Source organism: Micromonospora gifhornensis (genome assembly GCF_016863515.1).
Taxonomy (GTDB): Bacteria; Actinomycetota; Actinomycetes; order Mycobacteriales; family Micromonosporaceae; genus Micromonospora; species Micromonospora gifhornensis.
On the sequence record NZ_BOPA01000019.1, the window covers coordinates 171,133 to 193,717 of the forward strand.

Consider the following 22,585-nt stretch of genomic DNA (forward strand, 5'->3'; position numbering starts at 1 on the left):
TCACGCGGTGAGCGCGTTCAGGGCCTTGGCGTAGGCGGGCGGCACGTAGGAGGGGCCGCCGCCTGGGGTGAAGGTGTCGGAGGTGGCGGCGGTCGCCCAGGCGGTGTCGGGGACGGCGGCGACCAGGGCGGTCACCACCGGAGTGTCCCGCCACTCGGGCTGCTGGGCGAGCAGGCTCAGCGCCACCACCGACTCCTCGACCTCGCCGACACACTCGAACGGCTTGTGCCCGTCGACGCCGAGCAGCTCCCGGTAGCCGGGGATCTGGGTGGCATCGGCGAGCAGGTCACCGCCGAAGATGTGGGTGATCCGCTCCCGGGACATGAACGGCGCCAGCGCCAGGAAGACGAACCGGCACTTGGGGCAGTCGCGGCACCAGCGTTCACTCGCGTCGCGCAGCTTGAAGGCGGCGTTGCAGCTGGTCACCACGTCGTCGTACCGGTCGATGGTGGCGAAGAGCCGCGCGATGTGCAGCTCCGACAACGGGCGCAGCAGGGAGAAGTACGGCTCGGTCAGCCCGGCGTGCTCGGCCAGAGCGGCCCGCAGCAGCCCCTCGGCTTCCACCCCCTTGGACCACTGGTGGTTGATCTCGTGACCGTTCCAGATCAGGTTCGGGTCGGAGGCAGAGCGCTCGTTGGACATCACCACCGGACCCAGCCCGTGCAACACCGCGGTGGCGACCGCGATCAGCGAGTTGATCGCAGTGACCGGGATGTGCCCGTTACGGGCCCCGGCCGCGTTCAGCTCGAACAGCACCGGGTCGAGGCGTCGCCGCGCCGCCAGCGCGGTGAGCCCGGAGGCGGCGTTCACCGCCTTGATCACATGGTTCGGGTTGACCGAGAAGGGCACCGGGTCCAGGCCGGCGCGGCGCAACGCCTCCAGGCTGACGATCGAGTCCTTGCCGCCACCGACCGCCGACAGCGGCCGCCGGTCGGAGTTGTCGTACTCGGCGGCGGGGCGTACCCGGCCCTGCGGGATCTGCGGCGTCAACTCCAGCACGTACGGCAACTGGTTGCGGTAGGCGTACTCGGCCAGGCCCTTGGCGTAGACGGCGGTGACGAACTCGGCGGCGGCCGGGCCGAGCGGCGCCGGCAGCACGATTTGCCCCGGCGCGGCGGCCTTGTAGTAGCTGACCCCGGCCACCACGTGCAGCAGCTCCAGGACCCGGCCGAGAGCCGCCACAGCCGCGTCCGACGGTGACTGCTCGGGCACCGGCAGGGTGATCACTTCGGTGAACCGCTGTTCGCCGTCCGGGCCGGTCAGCGCGTAGTCGAACAGCGCCTCGCCGGTGGAGAGGTCGATCGAGTAGGACGGGAAGGTGAACGCGTCCATCCGCGCCAGCTGGGTGTTGGGCACACGCCATACTAGGCCCTGGTTCGTCCGGCCGTGCCCGGCTCCGCCGGACCGCGTACGTGCCCTGCCGTCGTCGCCCCGAGGAGAAGTTGTGCGCCTGTCTGACCTGCGCGGACGTACCGTCGCCGTCTGGGGGGCCGGCCGGGAGGGCCGGGCCGCGGTGATCGCGATCGCCGCCCACGGGCCGGCGGACCTGGTCGCCGTGGACGACAGCGCGAACTTCCTCACCCTGCCGTGGGAGGGGCCGCTGGCCGAGGCCGCCCCGCTGATCACCGGCGAGGAGGGCTTCGAGCGGCTGGCCGCCGCCGACGTGGTGGTCCGCTCGCCGGGCGTGCCGCAGACCCACCCGTGGCTGGTGGAGCTGCGTCGCCGGGGTGCCACGATCACCCAGGGCACCGCGTTGTGGATGGCCGACCACGGTGAGCGCACCGTCGGGGTGACCGGCAGCAAGGGCAAGAGCACCACCTCCAGCCTGATCAGCCACCTGTTGACGGCGATGGACCGGCCCAACGTCTTCGGCGGCAACATCGGCGTACCGACGCTGGACCTGCCGGAGGCGGACCTGTACGTGCTGGAGCTGTCCAGCTACCAGTGCAGCGACCTGACCGACTCGCCCCGGGTGGCGGTGGTGACCGCGTTGTTCCCCGAGCACCTCGACGCGCACGGCGGCGAACGGGAGTACTACCGCGACAAGCTCAACCTGATCGCGTACGGGCCGCGCACGGTGGTGGTCAACGGCGCCGACCCGCGGCTGGCGTTCGAGCTGGGCGACCGGGCGGCGATCCGCGCCGGCACCGCGGAGTCGGTGAACGTGGCCGCCGGCCCGGACGGCGCCCCCTGGTTCCACCTGGTCGACCGGCCGCTGTTCCCCCGGGCGGTGCTGCCGCTGGTCGGCCGGCACAACGAGGGCAACCTCTGCGTCGCCCTGGCGGTGCTCGACGCGCTCGGCGTGGACGTCGTCGGGCGCAAGGACACCCTGGCGGTGGCGGTGGCGGAGTTCCAGGGGCTGGCCCACCGGCTGACCGAGATCGTCGACCCGTCCGGCCTGACCTTCGTCGACGACACCCTGGCCACCAGCCCGTACGCGGCAATCCACGCCATCGACGCGTACGAGGGACGGCCGTTGACCGTGATCGTCGGCGGCAACGACCGAGGTGTCGACTACACCCCGCTGCGCGAGCACCTGGCGGAGCGGGAGTTGAGCGTCATCGGCATCCCGGACAGCGGCCCGCGCATCATCGAAGCGCTGGCCGGCCTGCCGAAGGTGCGTACCGAACTGGTCGACGACCTCACCGCCGCCGTCCAGTTGGCCCGCCAGGTCACGCCGGCCGGCGGTGTCGTCCTGCTCTCCCCGGCCGCCCCCAGTTACGGCCGCTTCCGCAACTTCGAACACCGCTCCCAGGTCTTCGCCGAGGCCATCCACGCCACCGCCCCGTGACCGGGCCTCTTGAGGACGTCCTGATCCGCTGCCGCGAACCTAATGATCAACCAGGGCGGCGTGCAGGGCGCGCAGGGAGCGGATGGCCGAGCGGATCTCCTGCAGGTAGCGGCCGGGGGTGAGGGTGGGCTCGGGCAGCCGGGTCAGGTCGGGCAGCGTGGGGTCGACGCCGACGGTGTCGACCTCGCAGGCGTACGGCAGGGCGAGGGTGCGTAGCGCGTCGCAGTGCTGGAACGGCACGTAGATCGGCGCGGTGACCAGCAGCACCTCGTCGGCGCGGGCCAGTTGGGCGTGCTCGGCCCAGAACCGTTGGGTGTCGGCGGTGTGCGCGCGACGGTGTTCCGGCTCGCTCGACGGGGCAGCCAGCACCCGCACCGGCGGCTGCCCGGCCGGCCGATAGGTCCGCGACGACCAGGAGTGGTGCGGGTGGTCGGCATCCAGACCGTCCTCGGCCTCCGGCGCGGACACCGCGAACGCACGCCGTACCGCCGCGTCCAGCGCGTCGACCTCCGTGTCGCAGCCGGTCACCCCGACCTCGGCGAGGGTACGCCGTTCCACCTCGGACAACGGCCGGAAGCTGCCCAGCACCGCCACCTCACCGGCGACGTCCACACCGGTACGCAGCAGATGTCCGGCGTACGCGACCCGGCGCAGGCAGGCGTGCGCCAGTCCGCCCAGCACCACCAGGTGGGCGTACCGGGCGCGGGCCGGTGGCCGGGCGCGGACCAGGCCGAGCGCGTCGGCGCAGTGGTGCACCACCTCGACGGTGGCCGGGTCGAGGGCCGGTTCCCGGGCCTCGGGGCGTTCCCGGCCACCACGGAAGTCCCAGCACCGGGCCGAGAAGTCGTCGAGGCCGGCGAGCACCGCACCGAGATCGCCGCGCGGCCATCGCCCGCCGAAGTGCGCCACCAGCCCACGCAGCGGGGCACTGTCGACCCAGCCGGCGATGCCGTCCACGCGCACGCCACCGCCGGCCCTGCTGGCTCCGGCCGCACCGCCGGCTTCGGTCGCACCGCCGGCCCGAGCGGGCCGGGCGGCCTGCGGCAGGGGCACGGTCGGGGTGCTCGGCGGTGCCAGCGACGAGCAGGTGGGGTCGGTGGTGCCGGGCGACGGAACGGCACACTCAGACACGGATCGGATGCTACCGGCCGGCGGTGTGCCCCCGTCGCAGCAACGAGATGCCGGCCGGGTCGGCAACGGAAAACGCGGCGTAGTGCCCAGAACGGCCACCGGAAGCGCGGCGATGTGGTCGAAGTGCCACGGAAAGCGTTGACGTTGTGTCAGGGAGTGTGGGTCCATCCGCGACACGTTGACTCTTGTCCGGGCAGCGACGGTGGTGAAACCGTGCCGTTACCGCGAACCGAAGGGTGCGACGATGACCTCCGACGACCTGCTGGCTCGACACCGGGCCGTGCTTCCGTCCTGGATGCCGCTCTACTACGCCGATCCGATCGAGGTGGTCTCCGGCGAAGGCCGCCGGGTCACCGACGCGCAGGGCCGCACCTACCTGGACTTCTTCGGCGGGGTGCTGACCAACATGATCGGGTACGACATCGCCGAGATCCGGGAGGCGGTGCAGCGGCAACTGGCCACCGGGATCGTGCACACCTCGACGCTCTACCTGATCCGTCAGCAGGTCGAGTTGGCCGAGAAGATCGCCCGACTCTCCGGCATCCCGGACGCGCGGGTCTTCTTCACCAACTCCGGCACCGAGGCCAACGAGGCCGCGCTGCTGATGGCCACCAACTACCGTCGCTCCCACCAGGTCCTCGCGGTCCGCAACAGCTACCACGGTCGGTCGTACGCGACGATGGGCATCACCGGCAACCGGGGCTGGTCGGCCAGCCAGCTCAACCCCCTCCAGGTGGCCTGGCTGCACTCCGGTGAGCGGCTGCGCGGTCTGCTGTCCCGGCTGCCGGAGGCCGACCGGATCGACGCGGCGGTGGAGGACCTGCGGGAGGTGCTGGCCACCCAGACCAGCGGGGACGTGGCCTGCCTGCTGGCCGAGCCGATCCAGGGCGTCGGCGGTTTCGTGCACGGCCCGGACGGTCTCTTCGCGGCCTGGAAGAAGGTCCTCGACGAACACGGCATCCTGCTCGTCTCCGACGAGGTGCAGACCGGTTGGGGGCGTACCGGTGAGCACTTCTGGGGCTACCAGGCGCACGGCGTCACCCCGGACCTGCTCACCTTCGCCAAGGGCATCGGCAACGGGTTCGCCCTGGCCGGTGTGGTCGGTCGGGCCGAGGTGATGGAGGCGGTGCCGGCGATCAGCTTCTCCACCTTCGGCGGTAACCCGATCTCCACCGCCGCCGGCAACGCCGTCCTGGACTACCTGCTCGACCACGACCTCCAGGCCAACGCGGCCCGCACCGGCGCGATCCTCGTCGACGGCCTGCGCGCCGCCGTGGGCGGCCTCGACTGCGTCGCCGAGGTACGCGGCAAGGGCCTGATGCTCGGCGTCGAGTTCGTCCGACCGGGCACCGCCGAACCGGACGCGGCACTGGCCGCCGGCGTCTTCGAGGCGTGCCGGGCCGGTGGTCTGCTGGTCGGCAAGGGTGGCCTCTACGGCAACGTGCTGCGGATGGGGCCGCCGCTGACCCTGACCGAGGACGAGGCCCGTGAGGGCCTGGCCATCCTGGTCGAGGCGATCCGCTCCTGCGCCGCCGAGGCGGTCACTCCGTGAGCGCGAGGAGTGAGCCGGTTCTGCGAGCCCCGCAGTCGCGAACGAAAGGTGGTCCAGCATGAACCTGATCGGGCACTTCGTCGACGGTAAGCGGGTCAGCGGCAGTTCGGCGCGGCGTGGGGACGTCTTCGATCCGGCGACCGGTCGGCGTACCGCTCAGGTGGAGCTGGCCTCCGCCACGGACGTCGCGGTCGCGGTGGAGGCCGCCGAGCGGGCGGCCCGCAGCTGGCGGGACGCCTCGCTGGCCAGGCGGACCGCGGTGCTGTTCGCCTTCCGGGAGCTGGTCCACGCCCGCCGCGACCAGCTCGCCGAGGTGATCACCGCCGAGCACGGCAAGGTGCTCGCCGACGCCGCCGGCGAGGTGCAACGCGGCCTGGAGGTCATCGAGTACGCCTGCGGCATCCCCTCGGCGTTGCGCGGCGGCTACAGCGAGAACGTCTCCACCGAGGTCGACTCGTACAGTCTGCGCCAGCCGCTCGGGGTGGTCGCGGTGATCAGCCCGTTCAACTTCCCGGTGATGGTGCCGCTGTGGTTCGTGCCGGTGGCGGTGGCCGCGGGCAACGCGGTGGTGCTCAAGCCGAGCGAGAAGGACCCGAGCGCGGCCCTGCTGCTGGCCGAATGGTTCGCCGAGGCCGGCCTGCCCGACGGGGTGCTGAACGTGGTCAACGGCGACAAGGAGGCGGTCGACACGCTGCTGGAACACCCGGCGGTCAAGGCGGTGTCGTTCGTCGGCTCCACCCCGGTCGCCCGGTACGTCTACCAGCGCGCCACCATGGCCGGTAAGCGGGTGCAGGCGCTCGGCGGGGCGAAGAACCACATGGTGGTGCTGCCCGACGCCGACCTGGACCTGGCCGCCGACGCGGCGGTCAACGCCGGGTTCGGTTCGGCGGGGGAGCGGTGCATGGCGATCTCCGCGCTGGTGGCGGTGGAGCCGGTCGCCGACGAGTTGGTGGCGCGCATCGCGCAGCGCATAGCCGGACTGCGTACCGGCGACGGTCGGCGCGGCTGCGACATGGGGCCGTTGGTCACCGCCGCGCACGCCGACCGGGTGCGGTCCTATGTGGAGGCAGGGGTGGCCGCCGGTGCGGTGCCGGTGGTCGACGGCCGCGACGTGACGCCCGACGGCGACCCGGACGGCTTCTGGCTCGGCCCCACCCTGTTCGACCACGTCACCCCCGACATGTCGATCTACACCGACGAGATCTTCGGGCCGGTGCTGTCGGTGCTGCGGGTCGCCTCGTACGACGAAGCGGTGGCACTTGTCAACGCCAGCCCGTACGGCAACGGAACGGCGATCTTCACCAACGACGGTGGTGCCGCCCGGCGCTACCAGCACGAGGTGGAGGTCGGCATGGTCGGCGTCAACGTGCCGATCCCGGTGCCGATGGCGTACTACTCGTTCGGCGGCTGGAAGTCGTCGCTCTTCGGTGACCTGCACGCGCACGGCCCGGACGGCGTCGCCTTCTTCACCCGGGGCAAGGTGGTCACCAGCCGCTGGCTCGATCCCCGCCACGGCGGGGTCAACCTCGGCTTCCCCACCCAGACCTGAGCAGCCGCAGGGCACCCGCCCCGACCAGGTACGCCACCAGCGCGGCCACTGGCAGGCCGAACGGGTCCGGCGCGGTCTTCGCGGCGACACTGTTGGCCGCCATCGCGTACACGACGGCGGCGTAACCGGCCACGACGGTCGCGCCACGGGCCACCGCCCACCGGCGCGACCGTCCGGCTCCGCTCTCGCGTGGCTCGGGCTGCCGGTCGGTGGTCGGGTGGTCGGTGGGGTGGTGCCGGGTCGCTGTGGAGCGGCCGGTGCGGGCTTCGATCGGGCCGAAGATCGTGACAAGCACGGCCAGCACCGCGCTCAGCATCAGCAGCCAGGGCAGCCGCCAGGCGAACCAGGCTCCCGTACCGGCCGCCGGAGTGGGCAGCACCCCGAGCTTGTCCAACGCGCCCACCAGCAGGATCACCGCACTGAGGTGCCAGAGGAAGACGGTGAGCACGACCGAGTTGACGCCGATCACCGCCTGCCACGGGCGACTGCGGTGCAGCCACCGTTCGGCCCGTTCCCGCAGCAGCAGGATCAGCCCGAGCTGGGCGGTGGTCACGGAGAGCAGCACCACGCTGGGCGGGGCGGCGTTGTCCAGCCGCTCACCCGGCACATTGATCATGCTCACCGGGTACGGTCCCGGTCCGGTGAGCAGCACCGCGACGGCCAGCCCGCCCGCGATCATCAGCAACGCTGCCCGCCGCGACATCGGCAGGCAACGGGTCCGGACCCAGGCGAAGCCCCCTGCCGGATGGCAGTTGCCCCGGCGGGCGTCGTACCAGGCGAAGCCGATCTGGTGGATGGCCAGCCAGCCGAGCAGGTAGTTGGGTAGCGCCAGTTCGGTCGGGCCGAGTGCGCGGCCCAGGTCACCCAGTGCGACCAGCAGCGCCAGGGCCGCCGGCACCGCCAACCCGAAGCGGCGGTGCAGCGCGTACATCACCGGGGTCAGCGGTACCACCGCGAGGTAGGCGGCGAGGAACCACAGCGGGACGGTGGCGAACCAGATCACCGTACGCACCTGACCCGGCTCGGCACCGACCAGCCGGGCGATCAGGGCGCTGCCGGCGAGCACCAGCACCAGTGCGGTGGTCGGGCGTAGCAACCGGGCGCTGCGTCCGAGCAGCCATCCGGTGGCGTCCCCGCCCCGGGCCCGCTGCGATGCGAGGGAGGCGGCGTTGGCGTACCCGCCGACCAGGAAGAACACCGGCATGACCTGGACCAACCAGGTCAGCGGATAGGCCCAGGGCATCGCCGGCAGAGCCGAGTGCCCGTCGGGCCGCCCGTGCGGGCCGTAGTAGATGGTGGCGATCATCCAGTGACCGAAAACGACAAGCACGATCGCCAGGGCGCGGAGCAGATCGAGGTAGCGCTCGCGGTCGGCCGGCGTCCGCGCGGCGAGTCGGGCCAACCGGCGCATGCACCGAGCGTATGCGAGCCGCCATGATCATCCGACAAGGTCACGCTCAATCCTGGATCGAGTGGTTTGCCATCGTCTCCGATACCACTCGATCCCACATCGAGCGTGATCTTGTGTCGCTGTGACGGGTGGTCGGGGCGGTCGCCTCGGGCAGGGTGCGGGCGGCGAGCCAGGCGGCTGCGGCGGCCCCGTCGCCGGCCGTGGTGATCGGTGCGTGCGGCCACTGTCGGCGGGCCTGGGCGTGCACCGAGGCGGCCAGCGGGTTGTCGCCGGTCAGCAGACCACCTCCGAGCACCAGGGCCCGCCTGTCGTCGGGGGGACGGATCTGCCGGACGGTGGCGACCAGCAGGTCGGCGGCCTCGGCGATCAACGCGGTGGCGGTGGCGTCGCCGATCGGCGCGGTGGCGGTGGCGTCGCCGATCAACGTGGGGTCGGCGGCGGCGAGGACGAGTGGGGCGAGGCGGGCCAGTTCCACAGGCGGGCGGCGGGTGACGGTCTGGATGAGGGTGTCCACGGTGGTCCGGGGGTGGGGGGCCACCTCGGCCGAGCCGGTCAGTTCGGTGAGTACGCGTCGGCCGAGGTCGCCGGGGTCGGTGTCGGTGTCGAGGGCGGCGAGCAGTCGGCGTACCGCCTGTCGACCGAGCCAGAAGCCGGAGCCGTCGTCGCCGAGCAGCCAGCCGTGCCCGTCGGCGACGCGGTCCAGCTGCAGGTCGCGTACCTGGGCGGCGACGGCACCGGTGCCGGCGATGAGGATGGTGCCGTCGGGGTCGGCAGTGCCCGAGGCGTACGCGATCAGGGCGTCGCCGTGCACCGCGTACGGACAGCGCAGCCCGGCGGCGGCCCAGGCGTGGTCGACGGCGGCCCGGGCAGCAGGATCGGCGCGCAGTCGGCCGGCTCCGGCCAGCCCGATCACGCCGGCCCGGACGCGGGTCGGGTCGACGTCGGTGAGGGCCTGTCGTAGTGCGATCAGGAGTTGCTCGGCGGCGTGGGCGGCACCGTGGGTGGTGGGGTTGCCGCCGCCGGCTCGGCCGGTGCCGAGGCGGTCACCGTCGAGAGTCACCGCGAGCGCGCGGGTGGACGTACCGCCGACATCGAGACCGACCACGACGCTGCCGGACACTGTCCCACCTCCTTGATCGATGTGCGTTCAGGCTGGTCACGGTCGTTGGCCGGGGCGCTGGGCGCAACTGTCGGGGCCGGAATGTCCCAGGTAACAGTTTGAAAACTTCGCCCATGGTCTTGACATGGAGGTGGCTTTAGTAAGAACTTTTACCACTAACAGTTAACAGTCTTTTCGGAAAGGCGTCCCATGGTTGATCACGAGGCGGACAGCTCCGCGGGCACCGCGGTGGCCGATGCCGACGGGGTCGACCGGCGAGGGGTCGGCGTCGCCTCCGACGGGGTGCTGGCCCGGGTACGGGCCGGGGCCGACGAGCTGACCGGCGCGCTGCGCCGGGTCGCCGAACACGTGCTCAGCGACCCGGAGGCGGCGGCCCGCGCCACCATCGTCGAGCTGGCCGAACGCAGCGGCACCTCACCGGCCACTGTCACCCGGTTCTGCCGGGCGATGGGCTTCGAGGGCTACGCCGACCTGCGGCTGGGCATCGCCGCCGAGACCGGCCGGGCCCGCTCGGCGGGCTGGAGCGTCGACATCGGACGCGAGATCCAGCCGAGCGACCCGCTGGAGCGGGTGCTGGAGCAGATCATCGTCGCCGACACCCGAGCCATGCACGACACCGCCGCCCTGCTCGACCTCGGCGAGGTGGAACGGGCCGCGGTCGCCATCGCCGGGGCCAGCCGGGTCAACATCTTCGGTGCCAGCGGCAGCGCTCTGGTGGGCGAGGAGATGCAGTTCAGCCTGCACCGCATCGGGGTGGCCGCGTGGGCGTGGAACGACGTGCACTCCGGGCTCGCCGCCGCCGCGCTGCTGCGGCCGGGCGACGTCGCGTTGGGCATCTCGCACAGCGGCCAGACGCGGGAGGCCATCGAGATGCTCGCCGAGGGCGGCAGCCGAGGGGCGACAACCATCGCGCTTACCGGGTTCCGCCGCTCCCCGCTGGCCGAGCTGGCCGACATCGTGCTGCTCACCGCGAGCCAGGCCACCACCTTCCGCCCGGACGCGCTGTCGGCCCGGCACCCGCAACTGGTGGTGCTGGACCTGCTCTACATCGCGGTCGCCCAACGCACCCACGACCGCGCCCACGCGGCCTTCCGGCGTACCGCCCAGGCCGTCGACGGGCACAAGGCCGCGAGGGGAGTCACCGCATGATCAGTGCCCAGGGGTACGCCGACGCCGTCCGGCCGGTGCTCGACCACATCGTCGACGCCGGTGCCGAACCGCTCGGCCGGGCCGCCGACCTGATCGCCGAGAGCCTGCGGGCCGGCGGGGTGCTCCAGGCTTTCGGCGCCGGCCACTCCGAGGCGTTCGCCGCCGAACTGGTGGCCCGGGCCGGCGGGCTGGTCCCCGCCAACCGGCTCAGCCTGCACGACCTGGTCCTGCACGGCGACGCCCCGCGCGACGTGCTCACCGACCCGAAGCTGGAACGCGATCCGGCCGTCGCCCACCAGCTGTACGAGATTGCCGCACCGCAGCCGCAGGACGTGTTCGTGGTGGCGTCCCAGTCCGGCATCAACGGGTCGGTTGTCGAACTGGCCCTGCTGGCCACCGGACGCGGTCACCCCTTGATCGCGGTCACCTCGGTCGAGCACACCGGTCGGGTCGCTCCGCGCCACCCGTCCGGCCGGCGGCTCGTCGAACTCGCCGACGTCGTGCTGGACAACGGCGCGCCGTACGGCGACGCACTGCTGCCGCTCGAGGGCGGCGGCGCGGTCTGTGCGGTCTCCTCGGTCACCTCGGCGCTGCTGGCGCAGCTGCTGACCGCGGAGGTCGTACGACGGTTCCACCAGGTCGGAGAGGTGCCCCCTATCTACCTCTCCGCCAACGTCCCCGGTGGGGACGCGCACAACCTCGCCCTCGAGTCGCGGTACGCCGGGCGTCTCCGGCGCACCGCCTGACCCGACACCCCAAGGAGAGACGAACGATGTCCGTTAACCCCGATCTCGACCGCCGGACCCTGCTGCGCCGCGCGGCGGCCGCGGGTCTCCTGGTAACCCCCGCCGCGGGTCTGCTCAGCGCCTGCGCCGGCAGCACGCCGAGCCCGAGCACCGACAACAACGCCGGGGAGAAGAGCAACGACAACCCGTTCGGCGTGCAGGAGAACAGCGCCGTGAAGGTGGTCATCTTCAACGGCGGTCTCGGTGACCAGTGGGCGCAGGAAGACAAGGCGATCTTCAACGCCAAGCACCCGAGCGTCACTGTCAACATGAGCTCCACCCAGAAGATCAAGACCGAAGAGCAGCCGAAGATGGCGACCACGCCCAGCGACGTGGTGATGAACTCGGGCGCCGACATGATGGACGTCAGCACCCTGATCAACGAGGGTGCCATCGAGCCGCTGGACGACCTGCTCGCCGCCCCGGCCTGGGACAGCCCGGGGACCGTCGCCGACACGCTGCTGCCGGGCACCGTCGCCGACGGCACCTTCCAGGGCAAGTTCTACGTGGTGAACCTCGCCTACACCGTCTGGGGCAACTGGTACAACGCCGCCCTGTTCAGCAAGGAGGGCTGGACGCCGCCGAAGACCTTCGACGAGTTCTTCGCCCTCGCCCCGAAGATCAAGGCCAAGGGCATGGCACCGTACGTCTACGACGCCGTGCACGGCTACTACCCGCGCTGGGCGCTGATGGCCACCATCTGGAAGTCGGCCGGCAAGCAGGCGGTGGTCGACATCGACAACCTGAAGGAGAACGCCTGGCGGGCCGAGGGTGTGCTGCCCGCGCTGGAGCAGTGGGAGAAGCTGGTCAAGGACAAGCTGCTGCTGCCCGGCCGGCTCGACCACACCCAGTCGCAGCAGGCGTGGCTGGACGGCAAGGCCGCCTTCATCCAGGTCGGCACCTGGCTGAAGAACGAGATGGCGGCGACCATCCCGCCCGGCTTCGAGATGAAGATCTCCGACTACTGGGGTCTGGGCGCCACCGACAAGGCCCCCAACGACGTCTACGCCGGTGCCGGCGAGAACATCGTGGTGCCGAGCAAGGCACCGAACAAGGCGGCGGCCAAGGAGTTCCTGCGGGCGGTGCTCTCCAAGGCCGGGTCGGCGAAGTTCGCCGAGCTGACCAAGTCGCTCGCCTCCACCGCCGGCTCCGGCGACAACGTGGACGACCCGACCCTGGCCTCGGCCAACGAGCTGATGAAGAACGCGCCGAAGGACCTGATCTCGACCAAGTTCTGGGACTTCTACGCCGACCTGGACAAGGAGAGCCAGAACCTCTCCCAGGAGCTGATGGCCGGCCGGGTCACCGCCGCGCAGTTCGTCGACAAGATGCAGGCCGCCGCCGACAAGGTCGCCAAGGACTCGTCGATCAAGAAGCAGACCCGCGACGCGTGACATCCGGATCTGACCGAACGAGGAAGTGAGCGGGAATGCGGCACGGTGTTGCGCGTTTCGTCACGGGCTTTCTGGCGCTGCCGGTCGGGCTGTACCTCTTCTACGTGGTGTGGCCCTTCCTGCAGGCGGCCGGGTACTCGCTGACCGACTGGGGAGGCTACTCCGACCGGCAACAGTTCGTCGGGCTGGACAACTACCTCCGGCTGTTCTCCGACGAGCTGATCAGGAAGGCGTTCTGGCACAACGTCTTCTTCCTGGTCACCGTGCCGCTGTTCACCATCGCGCTGGCCCTGTTCCTCGCGTTCCTGCTCAACGTGGGCGGACGCGAGGACAAGGCCGGCATCCGGGGCGTCTTCGGCTCCGGCCTGTACAAGGTGATCTTCTTCTTCCCGCAGGTGCTGTCCCTGGTCGTCATCGCGGTGATGTGGCAACAGATCTACCGCGCGGACGGCCAGGGCCTGATCAACGGCGTACTGATGAAGATCGGCCTGGTCGACGCGGACGACCCGATCACCTTCGTGTACGACCCGGAGCCGTTCCTCGGCGTACCGGCGGTGTTGTGGTGGCTGCTGGTCATCGCGGTCTGGAGCGGCGCCGGCTTCTACATGGTGCTGTTCTCGGCGGCCATGCAGTCCATCCCGAAGGACATCTACGAGGCGGCCATCCTCGACGGTGCGGGCCGCTTCCACACCTTCTTCCGGATCACCCTGCCGCTGCTGCGGGACACCGTCTCGGTGGCCTGGGTCTACCTGGGCTTCATCGCGCTTGACATGTTCGCGCTCGTCTACATCATGACCCCGAGTCAGGGCGGCCCGAACCACGCAAGTGAGATCTTCGCGTCGGTGATCAACTTCAACGCCTTCCAGAAGGGCCAGTTCGGCTACGCCTGCGCGATCGCGGTGGCCCTGGCGATCTTCACGATCCTGCTGGCCGCGTTGCAGCTGCGGATCACCCGTCGTGAGCGCATCGAGTACTGAGGAGACACCGACGATGAGCACGGTGACCCACACCCCGGCCGGGCCCGACCAGGCCCCACCGCCGGACCGTACGCCGGGCCCACGCTCCGCCGTCGGCGGCAGCCGCGCCGGGGCGAAGATCTTCAACGGCTTCTCGCATCTCTTCCTGGCCGTCTGGGCGATCATGGTGGTCTACCCGCTGCTGTGGGTGGTGATGTCGGCGCTCAAGACCGACTCGGAGGTCATCCGCAAGCCGCTGTCGCTGTTCCCCGAGACGCTGCAGTGGGGCAACTTCACCCGGGCCTGGACCGAGGGCCACATCGGCGACTTCTTCCTGAACACGATCCTGGTGCTGACCGGCAGCGTCTTCCTCACCATGCTGCTCGGCTCGATGGCCGCCTACGTGCTGGCCCGCTACGACTTCCCCGGCAACCGGTTGATCTACTACATGTTCCTGTCCGGGCTGACCCTGCCGGTCTACCTGGCCGCGGTGCCGCTGTTCAAGGGCGTCTACAACATGGGCGTGACGCTGCCCTTCCTCGGCCCGAACAGCCACCTGATGCTGATCCTGGTCTACGTGGCCTGGTCGCTGGCGTTCACCGTCTTCTTCATGCACTCGTTCTTCCGGACCCTGCCCGACGCGATCGCCGAGGCGGCCCTGGTCGACGGTGCGTCGCACAGCCGGCTGTTCTTCAGCGTGATGCTGCCGATGGCCAAGCCCGGCCTGATCAGCATCGGCATCTTCAACGTCCTCGGCCAGTGGAACCAGTGGTACCTGCCGACCCTGCTGATGCAGTCGGTGGCCGGCGAACCGAAGAACCAGGTCATCTCCCAGGGCCTGATCGAACTCTCGGTCAACCAGGGCTACAAGTCCGACTGGTCAGGGCTGTTCGCCGGGGTCACCATGGCGATGCTGCCGGTGCTGATCGTCTACATCGTCTTCCAGCGTCAGGTGCAGTCCGGCCTCACCGCGGGGGTGAGCAAGTAACGGTGATGCCCAGGTGGTCGCGGAGCGCGGCGTGCCCCGCAGTGGTGAGCCGTACGGCGCGGCCGGAGCCGATCCGCACCACCCACCGGTTGTCGAGAAACGTCTCGCACAGCTTCGCGCCGGCCAGTCCGCCGAGGTGCTCACGGCGTTCCGTCCAGTCCAGGCAGCCACGCGCCAGCGGTCGGCGGCCCGGCCGTGGCTGCGCCGGGTCCCAGCCGACCAGGTCGGCCAGCCAGGCCAGGCCGGCCGGGGTGAGGGCGAAGCCGCTGCCGCGCTCCAGCAGCCCTCGCCCGCTCATCGCGTCGGTCACCGCCACCCCGAGCCGGCCCGCGAGGTGGTCGTAGCAGGTACGGCCCCGGCGCAGCGCCGCGCTGGCGGTAACCGCCCGCAGGCTGCCGGTACGGGCGGGGCCCGGCTCGGTACGCGTCGCCAGGTCTTCCAACAGTTGCGCCACCGACGCGTCGGCGAGTTGCACGTACCGGTGTCGGCCCTGCCGCCGTTCGACGAGCAGACCGCCGGCGACGAGACGATGCAGGTGTGCGGTGGCGGTGGAAGGCGCGACACCGGTGTGGGCAGCGAGTTCGCCTGCGGTCCACGACCGGCCGTCGAGCAACGCGAGGCAGATCCCCGCACGCGTCTCGTCAGCCAGCAGCGCCGCCAGCCCGGCGAGGTCAGCGGCGGTGGTCACCGGCCCATTGTCGGGTACGACAGTTCGGTGCTCATCGAAGGGTTCCGGTCGTAGCCTTCGCCGCATGAAGGAGATCCACGGCCGCGAGCCGGCCCTCGCCGTGCTGACCAACCCGGCATTCGTGGTGCCACCGGTTCCGCCCGCCTGCGCCGGGGTCGCCTGGCTGCGGGCCACCGTCGGCCGATTCAGCCATGGCACCGAGCACGAACGGCGGCGCGCGTTGTCGACGGCGATTCTGGACCGGATCTCGCCGGACTCGCTGCGCCACGCCGGTGCGGTCCACCCGGTGACGGCCCTGGCCCGTCACCTGAATGTCACTGAACCCGTGGTGGAGTTGGTCCGCGACGTGGCGCAGGCCTACCAGCCGGGCACCGGCGACGAGCCGCGGGCGGACGCCGCGGTGAACCGGCTGGTCGCGATCTTCGGCGGCAGCTTCGACGAACCGACCGCAGCCCGCATCGGTGTGCTCGTGCAGGCGTGCGAGGCCACGGCCGCCCTGATCGACCGGACCCGGCACCGGCGCGTCGACGACGTGCTGCGCGATGATCCGCCGGTGCCGGCAACCAGGCGGCAGGCGCTGGTCACCACCACCGTGGCGGGCGTGACCATCCACGCCGGTGAGGTGGTCCGCGTACGCTTGGCCGGCGACCTGGCCTTCGGCGCGGGTCCGCGGCGTTGCCCCGGCCGGGCCCATGCTCTCGCGCTGGTGGCCGGAGCACACCGATGAACAGCTTCGCGGCGTTGCATCGCGCCGGTGACCCGCTGGTCCTGCCGAACGTGTGGGACGTGGCGTCGGCCCGCCTTCTGGTCGAGGCCGGGTTTCCCGCGCTCGGCACCACAAGTCTCGGCGTCGCGGCCACCAACGGCCTGCCCGACGGCGTCGGCGCGACCGAGGCCGAGAGCCTGGCGCTCATCCGCCGCCTGGCGGCGCTGCCGGTGCAGCTGACCGCCGACATCGAGACCGGATCGGTCGCCGCGGCGGTCGCGGTGGCCGAGGCCGGCGCGGTGGGGGTGAACGTCGAGGACGCTCTGCGTCCGGCGGCGGAGCACGCGACACTGATCCGCTCGGTGAAGCGGGAGGTGCCGGAGCTGTTCGTCAACGCCCGCACCGACACGCACTGGCAGCGTCCCGGCGATCTGGCCGAGGCAATCAGCCGGGTACGGTGCTACGCCGACGCCGGTGCGGACGGGGTGTTCGTTCCCGGCCTGTCCGAGCCCGCCGACATCGCGGCCGTGGTGGCCGCCGTCGAGGTACCGGTCAACATCCTGTTCCTGCCGGACCGGCACACCGTCGCCGCCCTGGCCGAGTTGGGTGTGCGGCGGATCAGCACCGGCTCCCTGCTGTTCCGGGCGGCCCTGGCCGCCATCGTGGAGACCGCCACCGCCGTCCGCGACGGCCACCCGATCCACCCGAACCTGCCACCGTACGCGCAGGTGAACGCCGGGTCCGGGCTCCGGCCATCTGCTTGATCAACTCCGTATCGGCGTAGTGGTGGTATCCCGCTCGCGCGGACCCCGCCATTGCGTCGAAACGGTTTCGCAGCCCCGTCTTCGCCCTTCCGCCGTGGGTGAGCGAACCGACATGAGGTTCTTGACTCGTCAATATCTTAACGAGTAAGTTCGATGTCGGTCGATGTTTGTCTCGTGGAAAGTAGGTGAAGCCTCGTGAAGTCCATCGCTAAGTCCATCGCTGCCGCCGCAGCGGTCGCAGGCGTGCTGGCCGCGGCCCCTCCCGCCTCGGCGGCAGCCGCCGAGTCGGGGTGGGGAAGATATCTGCCCGGAAACTGCCTGCCGGGCACGTTCTGCGGCTGGGCCAACTGGGACCACCCGCCGGAGGGCCCCACCGCGACGCCCTCCCTGGTGACCACCACCGACTGGTCCGGCAGCGTCACGGTGTTCAACTTCTACAACTACACCTCCCGCAACGTCGACATCGACTGGTACCTGCCGGGGACGACCTACGCCGGCACCTTCTGCGCCACCCCCGGCGACGCGGACCTGTACGTCCCGATGACCGTGACGAAGGTCGTCTTCCACACGCGCAACTGCCGGTGAATCCGACACCCATCAATGACAAGTAGGTGAACCGTGCTGAAGACCATGCTCAAGTCCCTCGCTGTCGCCGCGGCTGTCGCAGGCGTGCTGGCCGCCGCCCCTCCCGCCTCGGCGGCCCCCGCCTCTCCCGCCTCGGCGGCAACCGCCCAGACCTCAGCCGGAATGTGGCCGGCCGGGAACTGCCCGCAGGGCGTGTTCTGCCTCTGGCCCGAATGGAACGAATGGATGACGCCGGCCCTGACGACCAACACCGACTGGTCCGGCGAGATGCCGGGATACCTGTTCTACAACAACACCTCCCGCAACGTCGACATCACCTTCCGCTGGCAGCATGACTCGCCGTGGGGCCCCTTCACCATCTGCCTCACCCCCGGCAACGGGCAGGACACGTACTGGCCCGGGATCGTGACGAACGTGAAGGTCCACACGCAGCCCTGCGTCTGGTGATCCCGTAGCCCCGCCCGGACGGACCGAGGCGCGGCGGCGTGTCGGTGGGTACGGGCAGGATGGGGGTGTGCTGGTCGCGGTGGTGGCGGGGGAGGGCGGTGCGGGCGTGCTGTGCCCGCTGCACGCCGACGGGCAGTGCGCCGGCCCGCCCGAGCCCGTCACCGACCTCGCCGCCGCCGTCGCCGCGCGGGAGGCCCAGGACCGGCCCCGCTGGGTCTGGGCCTCCGGCACGACCCTCTACCCCACGCTGCTGCGCGCCGGGGTCCGGGTCGAGCGCTGCCACGACGTCGAGCTGACCGAGTCCCTGCTGCTCGGCCACGCCGGCCGCTGGGGCGAACCGCGTTCCCTGGCGGCGGCCTGGGCCCGGCTGACCGGCGCGCCGGTGCCACCCGATCCGCCGCCGCGTGCCCCCGCCCCACCCGGGGCCGGGCAGGCCGCACTCTTCGACGCCGTGCCCGGGCCGCCGGGCCCCGGCATCACCGCGTTGACCCGGGTGTACGCCGACCAACTCGACCGCATCGCGGCCACCGGGCATCCCGGCCGGTTCCGCCTGCTGGTGGCCGCCGAGTCGGCCGGGGCGCTGATCGCCGCCGAGATGGGGGCGGCCGGGCTGCCCTGGCGGGCCGACGTGCACGACGCCGTACTGGCCGAACTGCTGGGGGAACCCTCCCCGGTGGGTGGCCCGCCACGCCGACTGGCGGACCTCACCGCGCGGATCGCCGAGGCGTTCGGCGTACGCCAGGTGCACGCCGATTCCCCGGCCGAACTGCTGCGGGCGTTCGCCCGCGCCGGCATCGACCTGCCCAACACCCGGTCCTGGGTGCTGCGCGAGGTCGACCACCCGGCGGTGCCGCTGGTCCTGGAATACAAGGAGCTGTACCGGATCTGGACGGCGCACGGCCGGGCCTGGCGGGACGCCTGGGTCCGCGACGGCCGCTTCCAGCCGGAGTACGTGCCCGGCGGGGTGGTGTCCGGTCGGTGGGCCACCCGCGGCGGGGGCGCGTTGCAGATCCCGAAGGTGATCCGCCGGGCGGCGATGGCCGACCCGGGTTGGCGGTTCGTGGTGGCCGACGCGGGCCAACTGGAGCCCCGGGTGCTCGCTGCGGTCTCCGGTGACGCCCGGCTGGCCGCCGCCGGCGCGACAGGTGACCTCTACCAGGCCCTGGCCCGGGACGCGTTCGGCGGCGACCGGGGTCGGGCCAAGCTGGCCCTGCTCGGCGCGATGTACGGGCAGACCGGCGGGGAGGCGGTGCCGGCGCTGGCGGTACTGCGGCGCAACTATCCGACGGCGTTCGGTTACGTCGAGGCGGCGGCGCGTACCGGTGAGGCGGGCGGGTTGGTGCGCTCCTGGCTGGGGCGTACCTGCCCGCCGGGCTCGGCGGGTTTCGCCACCGACGAGGCGGTGGTGGATCCGGACGCGGCCGGTGACCCGCAGTCGCCCCGGGCCCGGGCGGCGCGGTCGCGGGGCCGGTTCACCCGCAACTTCGTCATCCAGGCCACCGCCGCCGAGTGGGCCTCGACGCTGCTGGCGGTGCTCCGCGGCGAACTGGCCGGCACCGAAGCCGAGCTGGTCTTCTTCCAACACGACGAGGTGATCGTGCACTGCCCGGCCGAGCAGGCCGAACGGGTCGCCGAGGCGGTGCAGCGGGCCGGTCAGCGGGCCACCGCGCTGCTGTTCGGTGACACCCCGGTGCGGTTCCCGCTCGATCTGTCGATCGTCGAGTGCTACGGCGACGCGGCCTGAGCGACCCGACGCACCAGCGCTTTGCGTGTTGTTCATGTCCGGCTGCCAACCTGACCACCGCGATCGACATGGTGAAGGAGGGCGGCATGGCCAGACGCGTGTACCTGCACATCGGTGCGCCGAAGACCGGCAGCACCTACGTGCAGAACGTGCTCTGGAGCAACCGCGACCGGTTGGCACAGACGGGCATCCTGCTGCCGGGCAGCGCGGTGGCACAGGACCAGGCGATGGCCGACCTGCGGGCCGCGCCGTGGCGGGACCCCGAGGTGTACTGGACCTGGGACCGGCTGGCCGACAAGGCCCGGCAGTGGCCCGGCGACGTGATCATCAGCAACGAGGGGTTGGGCGCGGCCACCGGCGAGCAGGCGGCCCGGGCGGTGGCGAGCCTCGGCCCGGGCGAGATCCACGTCATCGTGGTGGGACGTGACCTGTGGCGTACCTTCCCGTCGTTCTGGCAGCAGAGCGTGCGGGCCCGCAGCGGATGGCGGTTCGAGGAGTTCCTGCGGGCGGTCGAAGAGGGCCGGTGCGAGGTCTTCTGGGAGAACCACACAGCGGTACGGATGCTGCGCCGCTGGGGTGACCTGGTGCCCGCACAACGACGACATCTGGTGACCGTGCCGGCACCGGGCGCCCCGCCCGAGGTGCTGTGGCAGCGCTTCGCCGGCATCGTCGGCATCGACGATGGACGGTGCGAGCTGACCGCGCCCGCCGCGAACCCGTCACTGGGCGCCGCCGAGATCGAACTGCTGCGCCGGGTCAACCGGAAGCTGGGCGACCGCTACCCGCTGCGCACCCCCTACCGCCGGGTGGTGCACCGCCACCTCGTCGACGCGGTGCTCAAACAGCGGGCCGACCAGCAGCGCTTCGGCATCGGCCTGGACCGGGCCGACTGGGTGCTGGACCTGGCCGACGCGCAGATCAAGGAACTGCGCGACTACCCCTGCCGGATCGTCGGCGACCTGGACGAACTGCGGCCGGCGAAGCTGACGCCCGCCGGCACCCCGGACGCCGTCGACGACGACCACCTGCTCGACGTCGCCATCGAGACGATCGTCGACCTGCTCGGCCACGCGCAGACCCTCGACGAGCGGGCGGAGCACCAACCCGACGACGTCCTCTCCCGGCTGACGAACCGGGCGACCGGCGGCGTGAAGCGCCGGCTGCGGCACGTCATCCGGGTAGCGGCTCGGACCCGCTGGCACCGCCGCTATCCGCCGCCGTTCTGATTCGTGCCCTGCGCGGCTTTCAGGATCAGATCCGCTATCGCCTCGGGGTGGGTGACCATCGCCAGGTGCGACGACTCGACTTCGATGGTGGTGGCGTGCATCCGTTGCGCCAGGAACCGTTCGAGTTCGGGTGCGGTGGTGCGGTCGAGGGTGGAGATCGAGTAGTAGCAGGGTTTGTCCCGCCAGGCGGCGGTGGTCGTACGGGCTTTGAACAGGTCACCGGCGATCGGCCCCTGCACCGCGTAGAGGGCCCGGGCGCGGGCCTCGTCCACCCCACCGGCGAAGTCGGCGAGGAATGCCTCTTCGCTGAGTTGGGCGAAGCCGTCATGGTGGACGAGTCCCGCGTTGGCCGGTGGGGTCGGATACTTGGCGGCGAGCGCGGCGTAGTCCTCGCCGACGTCCGGTGCCCGGGCGGCCACGTAGACCAGTGCGCTGACGTTCGGGTGGTCACCGGCCTCGGTGATGACGGTGCCGGCCCAGGAGTGACCGGCCAGCACGGTCGGACCGTCCTGGCGGTCGAGCGCGCGTCGGGTGGCGGCCACGTCGTCGGCCAACGAGGTAAGCGGGTTCTGCACCGCGGTGGCGTTCAGCCCGGCCCGCTGCAGGATGGGGATCACGTCGGACCAGGACGATCCGTCGGCGTACGCGCCGTGCACCAGGACGACGTTGCGGGCCGGCTCGGGCGGCGACACGTCACTCACGTCAACCTCCAGGTATCGGGTGGGCGGCGGGCGGTAACCCTTGTCCCGCACTGTCTCCCAGCCCCGTCGACCCGCGGAGCGAATCGCCAAGATTGCGAACAGCCGTCGCGACGTTGCGCTAGGAGCACGTCGCCGGAGGAGTGATTGGCGAATGATACCCAATTTATGTAATTTGCCCCGCCACCCTCCTTTGGCACCAGTCGTTGCAATCGGTGTGCGTAGGAAGGGGACGGCCAGGGGCAGGCCGCCCCACGTGGGAGGGAGCCCGGCTCTGAACCGGATCGCAGGAATGATCATCGCCGCGGGGGGTGGTCGCCGCATCGGCGGCCCGGAAGCCCTGCTGCACCAGGACGGCAAACCCCTGGTCGACCAGATGATCGACACGCTGACCGAGGCGGGATGCGGCCCCATCGTGGTCGTTCTCGGTGCCGCGGCCGACCAGGTGCGCGAGACCGCTGACCTGGACCGCGCCACGGTGGTGGTCAACCGCGCGTGGGGTACCGGGGTGGGTTCCTCGATCCGCGCCGGCCTGGCCGGGCTCGACGACGACCGGATCGAGGCAGTCGTGGTGGTGCCGGTCGACATGCCCGGACTGACCGCCGCCGCGGTGCGCCGGGTGACCGCGCTGCCCTTCCCCGACGTGCTGGTCTGCGCCACCTACAACGGCCTGCGCGGCTACCCCATGCTGTTCGGTCGCCGCCACTGGGCCGGCATCGCCACCCTGGCCAGCGCCGACGTCGGTGCCCGCCCCTACCTGCTGGCCCACAAGGACCAGATCGTCGACATCGCCTGCGACTCCGTCGCCGACGGCAGCCGCGTCGACACCCCCGAACTCATGGCCCTCTACGGCCTCTCCGTCCCCGAACAACGCGTCCCCGCCTAACCCGACCCCGCACCC

Annotated in this window: 21 protein-coding genes; 15 read left to right on the top strand and 6 right to left on the bottom strand. The window is 71.4% G+C overall.

The window, feature by feature from the left end; translation table 11 throughout:
- On the bottom strand, positions 1 to 1,356 hold the full coding sequence (locus Vgi01_RS14320; RefSeq protein ID WP_204291325.1) for a MurL-like N-terminal domain-containing: 1,356 nt from the start codon (positions 1,354 to 1,356) through the stop codon (positions 1 to 3).
- A gap of 88 nt (positions 1,357 to 1,444) precedes the next feature.
- On the opposite strand from Vgi01_RS14320, the gene murD reads away from it, so the two are divergent.
- The gene (gene murD, locus Vgi01_RS14325) at positions 1,445 to 2,791 is read left to right on the top strand and encodes a UDP-N-acetylmuramoyl-L-alanine--D-glutamate ligase (protein WP_102657637.1); all 1,347 of its coding nucleotides are present in this window, start codon (positions 1,445 to 1,447) and stop codon (positions 2,789 to 2,791) included.
- Positions 2,792 to 2,830: 39 nt separating this feature from the next.
- Here the strand turns inward: murD and Vgi01_RS14330 are convergent, their stop codons facing one another.
- The gene (locus Vgi01_RS14330; RefSeq protein WP_239088963.1) at positions 2,831 to 3,922 is read right to left on the bottom strand and encodes a hypothetical protein; all 1,092 of its coding nucleotides are present in this window, start codon (positions 3,920 to 3,922) and stop codon (positions 2,831 to 2,833) included.
- Positions 3,923 to 4,166: 244 nt separating this feature from the next.
- Here Vgi01_RS14330 and Vgi01_RS14335 point away from each other — a divergent pair, with 244 nt between their 5' ends.
- Positions 4,167 to 5,474: an aspartate aminotransferase family protein gene (locus Vgi01_RS14335; RefSeq protein ID WP_102657667.1), complete on the top strand. Its 1,308-nt coding sequence runs from the start codon at positions 4,167 to 4,169 to the stop codon at positions 5,472 to 5,474.
- Positions 5,475 to 5,532: 58 nt separating this feature from the next.
- On the top strand, positions 5,533 to 7,023 hold the full coding sequence (locus tag Vgi01_RS14340; RefSeq protein ID WP_204291326.1) for a CoA-acylating methylmalonate-semialdehyde dehydrogenase: 1,491 nt from the start codon (positions 5,533 to 5,535) through the stop codon (positions 7,021 to 7,023).
- On the opposite strand, the gene Vgi01_RS14345 is transcribed toward Vgi01_RS14340, so the two are convergent.
- Entirely contained in the window at positions 6,995 to 8,434 is a 1,440-nt protein-coding gene (locus Vgi01_RS14345; RefSeq protein ID WP_204291327.1) for an acyltransferase family protein, read from the bottom strand. The genes Vgi01_RS14340 and Vgi01_RS14345 overlap by 29 nt on opposite strands.
- 46 nt (positions 8,435 to 8,480) lie before the next feature.
- Entirely contained in the window at positions 8,481 to 9,554 is a 1,074-nt protein-coding gene (locus tag Vgi01_RS14350) for an N-acetylglucosamine kinase (RefSeq protein ID WP_239088964.1), read from the bottom strand.
- Between the two features lie 189 nt (positions 9,555 to 9,743).
- Here Vgi01_RS14350 and Vgi01_RS14355 point away from each other — a divergent pair, with 189 nt between their 5' ends.
- Genes Vgi01_RS14355 through Vgi01_RS14375 form a run of 5 tightly spaced genes read left to right on the top strand, consistent with a single transcriptional unit; the run spans position 9,744 to position 14,826 of the window.
- Positions 9,744 to 10,703: a MurR/RpiR family transcriptional regulator gene (locus Vgi01_RS14355; RefSeq protein WP_204291328.1), complete on the top strand. Its 960-nt coding sequence runs from the start codon at positions 9,744 to 9,746 to the stop codon at positions 10,701 to 10,703.
- Positions 10,700 to 11,449: a sugar isomerase domain-containing protein gene (locus Vgi01_RS14360; RefSeq protein WP_204291329.1), complete on the top strand. Its 750-nt coding sequence runs from the start codon at positions 10,700 to 10,702 to the stop codon at positions 11,447 to 11,449. The genes Vgi01_RS14355 and Vgi01_RS14360 overlap by 4 nt, the downstream gene beginning before the upstream one ends.
- Positions 11,450 to 11,475: 26 nt before the next feature.
- A complete protein-coding gene (gene ngcE, locus Vgi01_RS14365; protein WP_102657642.1) occupies positions 11,476 to 12,882 on the top strand; it encodes an N-acetylglucosamine/diacetylchitobiose ABC transporter substrate-binding protein in 1,407 nt (468 codons plus the stop codon).
- 35 nt (positions 12,883 to 12,917) lie between these two features.
- On the top strand, positions 12,918 to 13,859 hold the full coding sequence (locus tag Vgi01_RS14370) for a carbohydrate ABC transporter permease (RefSeq protein ID WP_102657643.1): 942 nt from the start codon (positions 12,918 to 12,920) through the stop codon (positions 13,857 to 13,859).
- 13 nt (positions 13,860 to 13,872) lie between these two features.
- Positions 13,873 to 14,826 carry a carbohydrate ABC transporter permease gene (locus tag Vgi01_RS14375; protein WP_102657644.1) on the top strand — a complete coding sequence of 318 codons (954 nt, stop codon included), beginning with the start codon at positions 13,873 to 13,875 and terminating at the stop codon, positions 14,824 to 14,826.
- Here Vgi01_RS14375 and Vgi01_RS14380 read toward each other — a convergent pair.
- The gene (locus tag Vgi01_RS14380; RefSeq protein ID WP_239088965.1) at positions 14,804 to 15,514 is read right to left on the bottom strand and encodes an ArsR/SmtB family transcription factor; all 711 of its coding nucleotides are present in this window, start codon (positions 15,512 to 15,514) and stop codon (positions 14,804 to 14,806) included. The two genes, Vgi01_RS14375 and Vgi01_RS14380, sit on opposite strands and share 23 nt — an antisense overlap.
- 64 nt (positions 15,515 to 15,578) lie before the next feature.
- Here Vgi01_RS14380 and Vgi01_RS14385 point away from each other — a divergent pair, with 64 nt between their 5' ends.
- From Vgi01_RS14385 to Vgi01_RS14410, 6 genes are all read left to right on the top strand, one after another.
- Positions 15,579 to 16,241: a hypothetical protein gene (locus tag Vgi01_RS14385; RefSeq protein WP_204291331.1), complete on the top strand. Its 663-nt coding sequence runs from the start codon at positions 15,579 to 15,581 to the stop codon at positions 16,239 to 16,241.
- Positions 16,238 to 16,984, top strand: coding sequence for an isocitrate lyase/PEP mutase family protein (locus tag Vgi01_RS14390; RefSeq protein WP_204291332.1), 747 nt, complete (start codon positions 16,238 to 16,240; stop codon positions 16,982 to 16,984). Before Vgi01_RS14385 ends, Vgi01_RS14390 begins: the two co-directional genes overlap by 4 nt.
- Positions 16,985 to 17,179: 195 nt before the next feature.
- Positions 17,180 to 17,569, top strand: a complete 390-nt coding sequence (locus Vgi01_RS14395; protein WP_239088967.1) for a hypothetical protein — start codon at positions 17,180 to 17,182, stop codon at positions 17,567 to 17,569.
- A 33-nt stretch (positions 17,570 to 17,602) separates the two neighbouring features.
- Positions 17,603 to 18,016 (top strand): hypothetical protein, encoded by a 414-nt coding sequence (locus Vgi01_RS14400; RefSeq protein WP_239088969.1) that lies wholly within the window; start codon positions 17,603 to 17,605, stop codon positions 18,014 to 18,016.
- Positions 18,017 to 18,083: 67 nt separating this feature from the next.
- Positions 18,084 to 19,760 (top strand): bifunctional 3'-5' exonuclease/DNA polymerase, encoded by a 1,677-nt coding sequence (locus Vgi01_RS14405; protein ID WP_204291333.1) that lies wholly within the window; start codon positions 18,084 to 18,086, stop codon positions 19,758 to 19,760.
- A gap of 86 nt (positions 19,761 to 19,846) precedes the next feature.
- A complete protein-coding gene (locus Vgi01_RS14410) occupies positions 19,847 to 20,986 on the top strand; it encodes a hypothetical protein (RefSeq protein WP_204291334.1) in 1,140 nt (379 codons plus the stop codon).
- On the opposite strand, the gene Vgi01_RS14415 is transcribed toward Vgi01_RS14410, so the two are convergent.
- The gene (locus Vgi01_RS14415) at positions 20,968 to 21,687 is read right to left on the bottom strand and encodes an alpha/beta fold hydrolase (RefSeq protein ID WP_204291335.1); all 720 of its coding nucleotides are present in this window, start codon (positions 21,685 to 21,687) and stop codon (positions 20,968 to 20,970) included. The genes Vgi01_RS14410 and Vgi01_RS14415 overlap by 19 nt on opposite strands.
- Before the next feature lie 289 nt (positions 21,688 to 21,976).
- Between Vgi01_RS14415 and Vgi01_RS14420 the strand changes: the two genes are divergently transcribed.
- Positions 21,977 to 22,570 (top strand): nucleotidyltransferase family protein, encoded by a 594-nt coding sequence (locus tag Vgi01_RS14420; RefSeq protein WP_013734826.1) that lies wholly within the window; start codon positions 21,977 to 21,979, stop codon positions 22,568 to 22,570.
- Positions 22,571 to 22,585: the final 15 nt, after the last annotated feature.